This is a genomic window from Paraburkholderia sp. SIMBA_054, assembly GCF_046534875.1.
Lineage (GTDB): Bacteria > Pseudomonadota > Gammaproteobacteria > Burkholderiales > Burkholderiaceae > Paraburkholderia > Paraburkholderia hospita.
In genome coordinates this window covers 231,982-244,721 of record NZ_JAWRXV010000001.1, presented here as the reverse complement: position 1 = coordinate 244,721, position 12,740 = coordinate 231,982, and the positions used below count along the sequence as shown (strand labels likewise).

14 protein-coding genes and 1 pseudogene are annotated in these 12,740 nt (G+C 60.3%); all 15 read right to left on the bottom strand.

Annotated features, from left to right (window positions below; translation table 11 throughout):
• Nucleotides 1–53: 53 nt before the first annotated feature.
• Nucleotides 54–572: a hypothetical protein gene (locus SB822_RS01435; protein ID WP_410853835.1), complete on the bottom strand. Its 519-nt coding sequence runs from the start codon at nt 570–572 to the stop codon at nt 54–56.
• 141 nt (nt 573–713) lie between these two features.
• A complete protein-coding gene (locus SB822_RS01430; RefSeq protein WP_410853834.1) occupies nt 714–1,349 on the bottom strand; it encodes a hypothetical protein in 636 nt (211 codons plus the stop codon).
• Between the two features lie 66 nt (nt 1,350–1,415).
• A pseudogene (locus SB822_RS01425) lies at nt 1,416–1,573 on the bottom strand (DUF6726 family protein).
• Between the two features lie 371 nt (nt 1,574–1,944).
• The gene (locus SB822_RS01420; protein WP_410853833.1) at nt 1,945–2,544 is read right to left on the bottom strand and encodes a hypothetical protein; all 600 of its coding nucleotides are present in this window, start codon (nt 2,542–2,544) and stop codon (nt 1,945–1,947) included.
• Nucleotides 2,545–2,552: 8 nt separating this feature from the next.
• Nucleotides 2,553–3,128, bottom strand: a complete 576-nt coding sequence (locus SB822_RS01415; RefSeq protein ID WP_410853832.1) for a rhomboid family intramembrane serine protease — start codon at nt 3,126–3,128, stop codon at nt 2,553–2,555.
• Nucleotides 3,125–3,586: a hypothetical protein gene (locus SB822_RS01410; RefSeq protein ID WP_410853831.1), complete on the bottom strand. Its 462-nt coding sequence runs from the start codon at nt 3,584–3,586 to the stop codon at nt 3,125–3,127. Before SB822_RS01410 ends, SB822_RS01415 begins: the two co-directional genes overlap by 4 nt.
• 73 nt (nt 3,587–3,659) lie before the next feature.
• Nucleotides 3,660–4,280 (bottom strand): hypothetical protein, encoded by a 621-nt coding sequence (locus SB822_RS01405; protein ID WP_410853830.1) that lies wholly within the window; start codon nt 4,278–4,280, stop codon nt 3,660–3,662.
• Nucleotides 4,281–4,285: 5 nt separating this feature from the next.
• Nucleotides 4,286–5,902: a VWA domain-containing protein gene (locus SB822_RS01400; protein ID WP_410853829.1), complete on the bottom strand. Its 1,617-nt coding sequence runs from the start codon at nt 5,900–5,902 to the stop codon at nt 4,286–4,288.
• Nucleotides 5,903–5,979: 77 nt separating this feature from the next.
• On the bottom strand, nt 5,980–7,098 hold the full coding sequence (locus SB822_RS01395; protein WP_410853828.1) for a hypothetical protein: 1,119 nt from the start codon (nt 7,096–7,098) through the stop codon (nt 5,980–5,982).
• 1,234 nt (nt 7,099–8,332) lie between these two features.
• Nucleotides 8,333–8,620, bottom strand: a complete 288-nt coding sequence (locus SB822_RS01390; protein WP_410853827.1) for a GntR family transcriptional regulator — start codon at nt 8,618–8,620, stop codon at nt 8,333–8,335.
• 84 nt (nt 8,621–8,704) lie between these two features.
• Nucleotides 8,705–9,232: a hypothetical protein gene (locus SB822_RS01385; protein ID WP_410853826.1), complete on the bottom strand. Its 528-nt coding sequence runs from the start codon at nt 9,230–9,232 to the stop codon at nt 8,705–8,707.
• Nucleotides 9,233–9,330: 98 nt separating this feature from the next.
• A complete protein-coding gene (locus SB822_RS01380) occupies nt 9,331–9,936 on the bottom strand; it encodes a hypothetical protein (protein ID WP_410853825.1) in 606 nt (201 codons plus the stop codon).
• 325 nt (nt 9,937–10,261) lie between these two features.
• Nucleotides 10,262–11,020 carry a hypothetical protein gene (locus tag SB822_RS01375; RefSeq protein ID WP_410853824.1) on the bottom strand — a complete coding sequence of 253 codons (759 nt, stop codon included), beginning with the start codon at nt 11,018–11,020 and terminating at the stop codon, nt 10,262–10,264.
• Between the two features lie 161 nt (nt 11,021–11,181).
• A complete protein-coding gene (locus SB822_RS01370) occupies nt 11,182–11,430 on the bottom strand; it encodes a hypothetical protein (protein ID WP_410853823.1) in 249 nt (82 codons plus the stop codon).
• A gap of 403 nt (nt 11,431–11,833) precedes the next feature.
• Nucleotides 11,834–12,661, bottom strand: a complete 828-nt coding sequence (locus tag SB822_RS01365) for a hypothetical protein (protein WP_410853822.1) — start codon at nt 12,659–12,661, stop codon at nt 11,834–11,836.
• Nucleotides 12,662–12,740 lie beyond the last annotated feature (79 nt).

Genomic DNA, 12,740 nt, shown 5'->3' with positions numbered 1-12,740 from the left:
CCTATATAGCGGCACTCACAGAGCGGAAGGGGGGCTTTAGCGCTGAGGAAAAATCAGGGGGTCGATTTCGTCTCTGCGCTAGAGTTCGGGTGATGCCAGCCGTCGAAGTTCTTCGACAACTTCAGGATTTCGCTCATGTCTTCGGGGCTATCGCCGTGCTTGATCAATCCAAGACGGCTGCATTCGATGCCCAGATCGTCGGAGGGAAGGTCCGAGAGATAGTCGATTGCTTTGCCGGCGAGGTAGCGTCGGAGCTTGTTTTGAGGACTGAGCACGGCCGCACGCAGCGTGGCGGGCGTCAATGCGGTCCAGTCGTCAAGCAGTGAGGCAAGTTCCTTGTCCGCCGAGTGGTCCAGCTCCGAGAATTTGTGTCCGAAGGCAACTGGACACGCGTCCACGAAGGAGGCTGCCTCAACGGCAGCGAAGTAGCGGCACTCGTCTGGCTGCGTCGAGCAATCGATTGTTTTCAGTCGTTCGATCGCCGCAGCCGGCGCCTCCAGAGGATCGAAGGCATGGGCGTCGACCGAACTGAGGATGGCAATGGAGACCGCAGCGGTTCCGAGAATTTTCATGATACGCATCGGGCAACCCTGAAGGTATTGTTGGAAGGCGGTGATCGTCGCGCCCTGTGTTACTGGTTGGTCGGTATGAGCGGAAGTTCGGGGACGTCACCTCCGCAAGGTGCCGCGCTGCCTGCGCTTCGCGCTCGACGTTCAGCCACGGATGAGAGTGGCCAGCTTTCTCTCCTCCTCCGGTGAAAGCGCGAGCGTCTGAGGCAGTGCTTCAATAACGACAGAAACCTGCCGGGCGAATTCTTCCCCGCGTTGCTGCCGTGCGAGCGAAATAGCCGCGTGTTCGCACACCAGAGGGTCAGTCGCGGGGACTTCTCGCGGCATCGCGCGCCACCCGTATGGCGACGGTACCGTTACCCTTGCGGCAACACAGTTCCGATAGTGCGACGCGACGAATGATCCTGCATCACCACTCTGAATGATCTGGGTCCACGCCCTGGTGCTGCTCTGTCGATCCAGCGCGATCAGGTCGTCGGTCAGCTGTGACACTGAAAACGCGAATCCGCCTGCCAGACCGAACGCGGCCAGCATGAACAGCGCACGGATTCCGGATGCAATAGGCCGACGCATCCATAGGCTGCTCACCATGGCGCAGGCCGCGTGGCAGGCAAGCCCGGCAAACACCGCCGCCCACCAGGGCGAGAGAAAAAGAACGGTGGCGATCGGCGCGAATGGGTAACGCTCGGCCTTAGCGCCGACACTGAGGCGCGCGAGAGCGTATCCGGCGACACCGCCGATCGAGCCGTAGAGCGTGGCAATCTGGATGCTATGGAACATTGGGATATATAGTTCGTTGCTGGGTGCGGCAGGCCATTGATGCTGCGCAAGCGGGTGTACGGGTATTCAATCGATGACTGCAGCACAGGCGTCAGTGGGCGCCGCCGCGACGTGGCCTATGACGGGATCTTCAATCCCGCGGAGACGATTCTGCAAGGTGCGGCAGCGGCACCGCAGCCGGCGAGCGTGGCGAGAAGGGGGAGGGCTGCGAAAAGCTTGTACATTGGAGAATTTTCTGTTGATGAGTCCGGCAACGCGCCGGATGGTCTGGTTCAGTCTGAGTTTGGATCGCGCATTTTGCGGATGGCATCGCTCCATCGCCGTGCCCACCTGCCCGACGCCGCCGGCCCTTCCGCACCAGTCGACTTCACGCGCCGAACCTTCTTCGTTGCCGCCGCGCTCCGGAGTGAATCCAGCGTCCGTATCAGGGCTGCGCTGTCTATTCCGAGGGGAGCGCAATAGAGCGCAAACGCCTGCTCCGGTGTCATCGATCCAATCTGCGAGTCGAGTGCGCCGCTGGAACGAAGAACGGCCAATGCAGCCGGGTCAACTTTCGATAGGTCCATCGGCATGGTGTGCTGGCCGCGTTCTTGTTTCACTGACCTTGCTCGATATCGCGCTCCCTACAACTCATGGTCGCGTATCGACCTTTGGGGAGAGAGGAAAGTGCTACGTGTGACAGGCCCGCGACTTCGCGCAGATTGACATTCGTGTCGATCGAGCACCGGTTTGCCTTCGCAAACCGCTCGAGATTGACAGTGTTGCCGGACACCCTGACGGTCACGCCGATACCGGGACTCACACAGCAACCGATCCACCGGCTCAAGTACTCCTCTTCAATCATCACCAGATCGTGGCCCATGAATGGAGCGGTTTTGTTCAGCCACCAGTAGTCGGTGTAGTCAGCTCGAGCGTTCGGCTTTTTCCCCAGATAGCCTGCAGCGATGTAGGCTCGGATAGCGGCGCCAGAGTCGCCCCCGCGTTCCATCGGCTTCGTCGCACTCGGTCGCATGGCAGCCACGAGTGCGGCCTCAGGTTGGTCAGCGCCGACGGCCGCGAGCGCGGGCAGACTCGGCACGCAAAGCGTGGCGGCGACAGCGGCCGTAAGAGCCAGATGCGGCAATTTTGGCATGGTGGTTACAAGTCCTTCTATGTTCAAGCACTGTGAGATCTGGAGCGGCACCAGCAGAACCATGAAGCGCTTCAGGTCGAGCGAGTGCGCGCAGCGGTCAAGCGGGACGCGAAAAATCCGCCAATTGCGCCGCCGAGGTGGCTTTGGCAGGATATGCCGGGCGTAAGCGGCAGGACGCCCAGTAGCATGCTCGCGCCATAGCTAAGTGCAACAAGCAGCGCCACGACGATCGACAATGGGCTGTGTGTGTACCACCCACGCGCAATGAGAAACGCGATATACCCAAACACCAGCCCGCTGGCGCCGATGTGAACCGAGTGCGGCGCCCCAAGCAGCCAGGCTGCTGCGCCGGCGCCGAGCATGCCAGCGACGGTCGCCCGGTAAAAGTCGCGGATGGTTGGCCACATGCAAAGCCATCCGAGTATCAACAGGGCGCCTGTGTTCGCGAGAATGTGAGCAAGGCTGACGTGGAGCCAGGGCGCGAGGAAGATCCCGATCAGGCCTCGGGCCGAGCGGGGCACCACGCCATACTGCGTGAGATGCAGGAACGGAAGGGCGGCCGAGACAGCCCATACCGCCCACATCGAACCCACGATGCAGGCGAGTATCGTCGCACGCTGTTTGATCGCGGCGAAAGTCTGCTTCATCCTGCGAAGCCCGACTGCTGGATGCGCTCATGAACCTGCGCCCAACCGGGCCACTCCATCAGGTTCACCGCCCCGGTCGACGAGCGCTCGGCCGTCTTGCTCCAGGTATCCAGTTCGACACGCTCGTCGGCAGTCAAGCGATCAAGAACTGAGCGCGCAGGTCCACTCGACGCGACGAGAATGGTAGAGCTGACTGTCATCACGTTGTCGACGAAGGTCTTGGCTTCCTGTGGCTCGAAGGGATACCCGCGAAGGATTGCCAGCAGTTGCTCGTTGGACGGTTCCATCGGTGAAACTCGTTCAAATCTGATGCCGGCGTTCCGGCCAACAAGTGATTGGGTCAAGACGACGCCCGGCCAGTATTCGGCGTCTGCAGCCTTCTGCACAAGCAGCGCTTCGCCGCTAATGAGAACACCCGCTTCCTTCAGCTGGTCGAGCAAGTCAATAATCGATGGCATTTCACTTCTCCTCAAGGCCGTCAATGGCGGCTGTTAGCGTAAAACAACAAACGGTAACGACGTACGCTGAATTTCAACCTGCGAAATCAATGGCTTTGCCGAATTTGGACTCAAGAAATCTGCTGTTCAGGAGCATCTGGTTTGCGTCGCTCTCAAAGAGCGTTTGCACGACCCGTTGAAGTTCTGTGTCCATCACCTCGAGCTGCTCGGCCAGCAGCGCACGGGGTGTCTTGCCGGTGCCGCCGACCTTGTGAGTCGCAGCGTAGGGCGCCGGCAGACGCAGGTAGTTGTTTAGCGTTTCGGGCAGATAGCTGAGCACGACCTGCCGGAATATCATCCATTGCTGGCCTGGCGTGCCTGAGCGTTCGAACAGTTCCTGGAATCGCGGCAGCGCCTGCTCCAGAGACGAGTGGATCGACTGAATGCGCTCGAACGACTCGGACGGGATGCGGCTGCCATGTTGCTCCAGGAGCTTACCCAGAAATCGCGGCAATTCCTCGAAGGACATTTCGACCGTCTGCTCGACGACAGCGTTCGGAAAGAAAAGCGCGCCCGCAGCCCAGCCGGCACCGTACGCGGCCGCGCTGATCATCCACCAGCCGCGATCGACGACTCCTGCGAGTAGTAGGGCAGGGCCAATGCATGCAAGCGCGATCCCGATGAGATTGCCAGGGCTATAGAGATAGAGTTTCACCTGGCTCACTGATAACCCCGGATTTTCTTGAATACGCCGGTCAGTGACTGGCTGCCGTCGAAGACGGCGCCGCCCGACATATCGGCCAGCGACTGGATCTGGTCCTTGCTGGCGTCGTTACCAAAAAGCACCCCAAAGATGCGGATACGTTTTGCTGCGTCCGATCGCGAGCGGTACGCGCTCGCGAAGTCACGCGCCGTCATGCCTTCGTTGCTCTGGCCGTCCGTCATAACCACGATGTTCTGGATAAAACCCGGCTCAAGACGTGCGTTGCTTTCTGCGAGGTCCAGTGCGCGGCTGGTCGCATCGAAGATTGCCGTTCCACCGCCGGCATCGAGGTTTTGAGCGTAGTCGCTGAACCGGCGAAGCGCCACGGTCAGGGTCTGGCCGTCCGGACCCATCGAGTAGGTGGTTTCGCTCTTGATGCCGCTCGCGAACTCGATGACTGTGACCTTCTCGCGTTGACGGAACCGAGCATACCGTCCCGTGATGGACGTGTCCTGCCCGCCGAGATTAAGCAGGGCGCTTCGCAGTTGCTGGATGCCGCCGTTCTCCGCCATCGAGCCGCTCGTATCGAGCACAAAGTAGTCGTGAGCAGGCAGGCGCTGTCTGTCCAGGTACGACGTCAGCAATGCATCGAGCACGGATGCACTCGCCGGAAAGGGCACCTCCACCAGCAGATGATTGCCGAACTTCGCGGTATCGGGAGATACGGCCGCAACGGCCGGCCGCCGGTACGTGTTTTCCATCAGCCACTTCTGGATATCCGGCGAGCGGAAAAACGCGACCACCCGGTCATACTTGGCGCGTTTGGCTTCGTCAAAGAGCATCAACGGATAGTCGGCGGTGATGATCCCTTCCTTCGGATAGATCAATGTGAGCCGCGCATTGGACTGGGCGTTGACCTTGATGAGTTCTGACTCGTAGTTCACCATCGCGTCAGGCCCTTTGGGATCATTCAGGCTCTTCGCAAACGCGCTGGTGAGCCAGCCGGACGAGTCCGAGAACAAGGTCTGCCCGCGCCCGAAGCCAGAGAGCTCGATGTTGCGGATCGAATCCCGCGTGATCGCAGAGTCGGCCCCGGAAAGCGCTGCCGTCACGCCGATGAGGGCGCTCATGCCGGTGTTGGAAGACGTGGGGCTCGTCATCGCGAACGTGAACCGGCCCTCCCTGGCGGCTTTGGCGATATCCGCCCACGTCGTTCCGTCCGAAGTCCACCCCAGTTCTTTGGCCTTGGCCGCCTTCACGCCCAGAATCACCGGCGAGGTCATGATGCGGTCGGAACTCTTCACGAGACCCTTCAGCTTCGGGCTGAGCATCATGTACTTGTTGTGCGAGAACCAGCCGCAGTCGTACTGCGCCGGGTTGGCTTCCAGTGTTTCAACGCTCGCCAGCGTGCCGGAACTGACAAGCTGCAACTTGACGCCGGTTTCCTTCTCCAGTCGGGGCAGGAGCGGCGCGATGTCCGCCAGTTCGGATCCGGAAATGCAGGTGAGAGCGTCAGGGTCGTTGGCGACAACGGGTGCCGAACCGGCATTCGCTGAGGGGGCATCCTGCTGTTCGCACGCTGCAAGCGACAGGATGACCAACGCCGCGCTAAGCAGGCGATAGATTCGTTTCATGATTGTGTCCGTTCCTGGAGGCTAGATGCACCGCAACACCTGACGGCGCCCATTTTGGTGTCAATGTCCCGGCATTTTTACTGGCGGCTTGATGCGACCCGTTTGAGCAACGTCTCGAGGACATCGAACGTGGGTGGTTCCGCGACGTCGAGCACTTCCTTGGGGATGAACGGCATCTTTGTGACAACCGTTTTCTCAAAAAGGCCGCTGTCATTGGTCCGAAATCCATATTCGATCGCGATCTGGCGAAGGTCTGGATCTGTGGTCAGCAGTCGGCCGAGTGCGGCGCCGCGATCGGAAAGCGGCACGAGGATGTGCTTGGTGTAGATCGTCGGCGTGGGGTAGAGCAGCACGCGGCTTTGCGTGAATCCCGGCGCATGCATCGCCGCCGCGATGAACAGCGACTCGTACGAAACGACCAATGGGGCCTTGCCCATGCCCATCGTGGCGTAGTCATCGAACGGGCCGGCTGAGGAGTTTTCCAGATATCCCTGCTCGTCGACGAGTTTGCGCATCAGCGGCAACACGTTGTCGACTTCCGCGCTTGTCGACACGACATGGTCGTTGTTGGCCACGTAGCTCGCCAGAGCGAGATACATCTGGCCGGAGTTACTCTTTAGCGGGTCTGTCGAAGACGGGTAAAGCGCGCGTCCGACGGCGAACTTGTCGTTGTCGGGCAGATCTTTCCAGCGCTTGCCCTGTTGCATGTCTTCGAACAGCTTGTGCATGTCCGTCAGGTAGTAGGTCGCACCGACTTTCCTGACGAGCCCCTCGGCCTGCAGCGGTTTGAGGAGGTCCGTCCAGGATGCAATGACGACAGGCGAGAAAAAGACGGGATACACGTCCTTGACCTTCTGGTTTGCCTTGATCGCCATTGCCGTCGGCTCGCCCGCCGGAAACGCGCAGTCGTAGTTCTGCAGATCGGTGTGGAAGACCATCTCGCGCGAGCCTTCCTTCTGAACGGTCAGCGGCAGGCCTTTGTCAGTGAGAATCTTTACGACGCGCGGGTCGCTGAAGAAATCGGATTTTTCGGAGCCTATCAGGCAGACGACCGGCTTCGAGGCGAGCGCGTCGACGCGGTTCGCTGCGATCGCTGCTACATCGGCCTGTTTTGCGTGATGCGACGAGAAGATAGCGGCAGCAGTCAGGCTCACGAAAATTACGAGGAGCGCGGCGGCTCCGATCCTGCGATTCATATCTGTTTTCCCGAGTGAATGTGCTTCACCGATTCTGGGTCCGGTGGAACGAGATGCAAGCGCGTGGGCGCCGCGTCACTGGTGTCTGAACGGCTCCGACGTTTGTCCGAGCCGCGGCAAGACGCGGGCACACTATGTCGGCCTTGTGCACGGTTGTGCCGACGCGGCTGCGGGTGATGTCGAGCCGCCCGGCGCTTCATCCGGGTGGCCTTTCGCGTCACGCAGCAACGCCTGTCCTTTGGGTGTCAACACCAGCGTGAGGCGATCGCCCCCGTGACACTCTGTATCCGGACAACGGGCAGGTATCTGCTGTTCGATCAGCCCAAGGTTTGCCAGCTCGAGAACGGCCGCTTCAGCGCGGATCACGAAAAGCGGCCTGGGTTGCCACGGGCCATGGCCGCGAGCCGGTCGGGCCAGACCGGCGGGGTCGACCTCAAACCACCTCCCCCTGTCCTTCCAGAGAAAGGGACTGCCTGCTACCCAAGGCGCTTTGGCAATTGACCGTAAGGCCGCGAATTGATCGTTGTTCATCGGTTCTGGGGGACGCCAATGACGTCACGCCGAGGAGGGACGGTTGAAAACAATACCGAGTGGGCACCAGGCACCCGGACAGCCGCCCTAAAAAAAGCCTGCTCCGAGATGTCCGCAGAGCACATTGCTTTTTCGGCTATATCGGCGAGGGATTCAGAGGGGCGATCACTTTTTTTTGCCGACGGCGCAGCGACTGGCGGCCGAGTCGATGCTGCAGGGACAGATGGCAGGCGGGTGATGAGCCGCGACGGGGCCGCAGGGGCGTCGGTAAAGCGCGCGCGAGATATGAGAACGCTCTCACGGTGGGCGGTACCCTGCAATGGCGCCCGCCTCGTAATCGCCGGCCCCTATAGGCTTCGCTGCACAGCGCGTGACGCGCCAGTGATGTCCTCGCCGATTCCGGCAATGGTATTGCATCCGCCCAGCGACAGCAGGGTGCCCACCAACAGCAGCATTCCCATAAAACGTACAAGCATGGTTACCTCATGATGGGTTACGGGGTTTATCGGCAAGTCGTGCGAGCTCGGTTGGGGATCTGGTGCGCATATACCAAGTGAGGGCAATGATCGCGGCCACGCCGACGAGCGTCAAAAAAATGGCCATGTGTTTTCCTGGGATGGTTTAGAGAATGGCAGTGGAAAGGCGGAGTAGTGAAATCAGCTGGTTCAATGCCGGGTAAAGCGCACGAAGCCGCGCGCCCCTGTCATGTGTTTCCGGTCGGCGTACTGGCAAGGCCACGGACGATGGTGCCACCGCGCCCCGCTCGTGCAGTTATAAGGCCACGGCGAGCCGCTTCCTTGAATGCCTTATTGATTGTGTTGACGTGAAAACCCAGCGAATCGGCGATATCGCGCTGGGCTGGTAGTCGGTCACCAGCCTGAAACAGTCCCGACCGGATTGCATCTTCGATCTGAGCGGCAATGGCCAGATAGATCTTGCCGCGAATGCTGGCGAAATTTGGGCGCCAGCTTCTTTTTGAATCTTTTGTCATGTGTTTAACCAGGGATATGTCTCACGCTTTGACGGGGCGGGCGGCCAGCGCCCGGACGATACAGAAAATGTCGGGGCTGTACCGTTACTGCTGCGGAGAGTCTATGTCCGGGATCTGGGTAACCAGACCGCCGTTCGAGACGGCCCGCATCGCCTTGAGCTTTGCCGGACGCGGCATATCACGTTGGCCCGTGAGATTTGCCCAAGAAGCTGCCGGGCCTCTTGCCGGGCCAGGTTTGTCGCAGACACGTGGCATCGTGACAATCAATGCCCCGCCATCGTCGCGCGAAGCGCTCTCGATGTAACTGACGCAGACGTCGCCATTCGCAGTTGCCACTGTCGGAAGAAGGATTTCGGTATCGCCTTCACGGACCGTCTGTAACATCAACACGTGATCGACGGCCTGATGACTGGCATCGGTCGACTGAATCTTTGTGCCCGTGGGATCGCAGGCGAATGAGCGAGTATCGACCACCGGCAGAGGAAGCCCGCCCGCGCTATGGCCGTAAGTAACTTGCGTGCAGGTATCCCCAAGGCGCGTTAGAAGTTCACCGGACCACGGCACGTCCAGACCACTGCGCGTGTCTTTTAGAACGACGGGTTCTGCAGCCATTGTGGCTCCCACAAAGCAAAGCAGAGACAGAGTGACAAACGTCTTCTTCATTGTTTTACCCAAATTGATCGGCCAGAAACCGGCGCCATGCCGGCAGGTCAGAGCAGGTCGAGCTTAAGCAACGCCTCACGCCACGTAAACGACATGGGCGCATCGTCCGAGCCCCGGTTCAGCATCTCCCAATCGCCATCGTCGCGAAGTTGTGCTTCAAATCCCGGGAATTTCGACTCCAGGGCTTGTCGAATCTGTGGGGCGCGGCCGGCCTGGAGCTCCCGTAGTCGGATCGAGCGTTCCTGCGCCCGCCGCGCCTGATCCTCTGGACCGGGTTTAGGCGCCGGCGCGGCGCCGGTTATAGACCTCGGGGGGAACACGATGAAGCCGCCAACCAGGCCCGCAACCATGGCGATGGTGCCCGGCACCGGAAGCAACCGCTCGACTATGAAATACACCTTCGCTCGACCGGCAAGCCCATGTCGTTCCATGTAAAGCTCGGCTGCTTGCACCATCAGATGCACAGTTGCACCACCGACCAAAAACCCGACAACGGTCGTGTAGATCATCGGCCATTCGTCTCTCCAGTACCGCACGCCGAGCGCGCCCTTCGGGCAGACCACGCGGGCAATCAGGTATTTGACACAGATGCCTATTGCCGCCATCAGCAACAAAGTTGCGAAAAAGCCTGAAAGAATCATCAGGTTGTTCAACTCCCACTCCTATATGTCCGCGCGCCGCAAACGACGAAAGACCTTGTGGCAGCCCTGGATGGGACCAGGAGAACTGCCACCGATTCCTCGGCCAGTGTCGCCGGAGCTACGCAGCGGTTGCGGCAGCCGGCACACGGTCTATATCGGTTGTCGCGGGGAAGGATTCAGGCGGAGGGCGAAAAAAATTCGGCACGAGGCCAGAGGAAGCAAGGGATCGTGAACAATTCACCATCCGAACCTCCGGCCTGGCTGGTCGCATCTCTGCTCTGACGTCATTGCACAGCACTGCGCGCAGGTGCCGTAAAGGCCGTTGTGCCGGGATTGTTCATGTTGCGGACACGACAATAGGCATGTCGGTTATCTTGAAGTACTCGATCGAAGTGTCGATAGCATCGACGTTCGCTTTGACTGTTATGCGCACCAACTGCCCAGCATCCAGCAATGCGATCCTCTCCGAGACGTCCCAGTAACGGGTGCACACCCTGTAGGGCTGCTCGCGCCCCATGACCCGGAGGGCGAAGTAGTTCACACCGTCTGATGATGAAACAAGCGCGACTTTTTCAACGCGGCCGGAGATTTCGACGCGCGACCCGCGGAACAGGCTCGCGAGAGCGGTCTGTCCGACGGCCTGGTGTCCCGTGTCGGGCCGTGCGGATTCCTGGTCTGCGCCGGGGCTGAAAGACACCGGTGGTTCGTATACGCGCTTTTCGGGCGACGCGCTGTCGCTGGGCTGCTCACCCGCACGTCCGTGTCTCTCCAGCGACTGACGACCCCAACCGTCTGCACCTATCTCCAGGAGGGTGCCTGCGAGATCTCTCACGGCCGAGTGATTCGCGCTTTCGTCGGTGAATCGCACGTAGAGAAGGTGACAGGCTGCTTCCATGGCCTGCTGTTGCTGCTTTGCAGTTGGAAGCTCAGCCGAGCCTGAGTCCTGCACGACGTGAAAGCCGAATTTCCGCAGCGAGCGCAGCGCTCCGGCGAGAATTCTTGCGTTTCGCGCGGTCGCCGCATCTGGAACTTCCGCTGGCGGTGCACCGTGGGCAGACACGTCTATGACGCGCGGGGCTTCGTCAGAAAACGACATATGGCGCAATTCCTGTTGACATTGAGTTAGAAATGATTTGGGCGGCAACGCACAACGAATCGATGCCTCCCTCCCGGTGACTGTCGCCAACCAACGGTGCCTTGCGCGAAGACCAGATTGTTCGAGATCGCTTCGCAAGCACCGCGTTAAACGCGCTGGAGTCAACGAGCGTACGGATCGATATAGGCGACCGTTCCGCCACACGCGACGATGCGGCAGGCTTCGTCCAGCGCGGCTCGATTGCGTGCGCGCACGCCGATTCGCGCATGCCACGTTCCGTCGGCGAGAAGCTCGTGGTAGGCCGGATCGAACGGAAGCGGTCGGCCTGGGGCGAACGGTCGACGCTTTGCGATTGGGCGGGCCTTGCGAGCGCGAGCCCTGATGTCGACCTCGATGAACGTCTTCGGCAACTCGTGGTCTGCCAGTAGCGGATAGTCAACGCGACGGAAGGCGTGCGAGTCCCCCCATAGGCGTCGCAGGATCGTTTTTAGTTGCACAAGATGCTCCAGGGCTTATCTCATCTCATCGGCGGCGACACCAGTGCGCGCCGGCATCAGCCGCGAATCTGCATATCTTTCGTTTGCCAGATATGCGCAATGAAATCTTTATCGGTTGCTTCGTCAGGAAGTTCAGCCCCACGACAAAATTTTGTTGAAATACGCCAGCACGACGTAGAGACGGCGCCAGGCTGGAGTCCAAAAAAAAGCCCGCCGCATCCTTCGGAAAGGATGGGCGGGCGTCTGATTTCCTTTTTATCGTCGCTGGGTGCGTTCCTGCATAGATCCAACGATGGGCGGCTCAGTACAGATCCACTCAGGCATGCTTTGCCCGACGGTCCTGTGCGTCGATGAACGGCTTCAGGCGGTTGTAATCCACCCACTGCGCGTCGCGCCCAGCGGACTCGGGCAGATTGAGGGAATCACGCTCGAGACGCGAGAACTTCGTGGCATCGGCGTAATCTCCCCAACCATTCGCGTTCGACCAGAAGCCTTCCCGAATGGTCGATGCTTCTGCTTCGCTTTGCGAGAAGATCACGTACACGACAGACTTCGGCGACGCGGCTTCCGTCAGACGCAGGTACGACGCATCGAGAGCCGGATTCTGCGCGCGGTCATGACCGGTCAGGTCAAGAACCTCGGCGCTACCGCTCAGATTCACCTTGAAGCACGCGTCGACCGTTCCCCAGAAGGCGCCTTGCTCGTTGCTCACGCCCGACAGTCGGCCAAGAATCTGGCCACCGGCGTCGACGATCTGAGTTCCGATGCTGTAACGGTGCTGAAGACCAGCGGCGAGCCGTTCGGGTACCAGCGCATCGTCTCGATAGAGCGAAATCTGCACCTGATCGCCTTCGCTGTCCAGGCAGAAGAACGAGCTGCCGTTCCACGTCCCCTCGGTGATGCTACCTTCGGTCAACGCGAAGCCGTAAGTCGAGCTCTCATCGCCGATCCAGCTAAAGCGAACCACCTCGTTCGCAGGGTCACCTGTGGGATCCGTGATGTCCCAGCTTCGCAGGGCCGGGCTATCGGCGACTACCGAATCCGCGCGCGCGAGGAGTTGCAGGAATTCCGTGACAGCCGCGCTGATCGTAGTTGCTGCCGCGCCAGTCGGGAGTGCCGATGCGTTGGGGATGTGCTGATTCATGATAGTGCTCTCCGGTTTGTGCCTTTTCCAAGGCGGTAAGTGACGGTAGAGCGGGGCGACGCTCGGGTAAGCCAACTGG

Coding starts and splice junctions, on each gene's coding strand:
- SB822_RS01435 (WP_410853835.1), bottom strand. CDS start 572: ATGAAAATTCTCGGAACCGCTGCGGTCTCCATTGCCATCCTCAGTTCG.
- SB822_RS01430 (WP_410853834.1), bottom strand. CDS start 1,349: ATGTTCCATAGCATCCAGATTGCCACGCTCTACGGCTCGATCGGCGGT.
- SB822_RS01420 (WP_410853833.1), bottom strand. CDS start 2,544: ATGGTTCTGCTGGTGCCGCTCCAGATCTCACAGTGCTTGAACATAGAA.
- SB822_RS01415 (WP_410853832.1), bottom strand. CDS start 3,128: ATGAAGCAGACTTTCGCCGCGATCAAACAGCGTGCGACGATACTCGCC.
- SB822_RS01410 (WP_410853831.1), bottom strand. CDS start 3,586: ATGCCATCGATTATTGACTTGCTCGACCAGCTGAAGGAAGCGGGTGTT.
- SB822_RS01400 (WP_410853829.1), bottom strand. CDS start 5,902: ATGAAACGAATCTATCGCCTGCTTAGCGCGGCGTTGGTCATCCTGTCG.
- SB822_RS01395 (WP_410853828.1), bottom strand. CDS start 7,098: ATGAATCGCAGGATCGGAGCCGCCGCGCTCCTCGTAATTTTCGTGAGC.
- SB822_RS01390 (WP_410853827.1), bottom strand. CDS start 8,620: ATGACAAAAGATTCAAAAAGAAGCTGGCGCCCAAATTTCGCCAGCATT.
- SB822_RS01385 (WP_410853826.1), bottom strand. CDS start 9,232: ATGGCTGCAGAACCCGTCGTTCTAAAAGACACGCGCAGTGGTCTGGAC.
- SB822_RS01375 (WP_410853824.1), bottom strand. CDS start 11,020: ATGTCGTTTTCTGACGAAGCCCCGCGCGTCATAGACGTGTCTGCCCAC.
- SB822_RS01365 (WP_410853822.1), bottom strand. CDS start 12,661: ATGAATCAGCACATCCCCAACGCATCGGCACTCCCGACTGGCGCGGCA.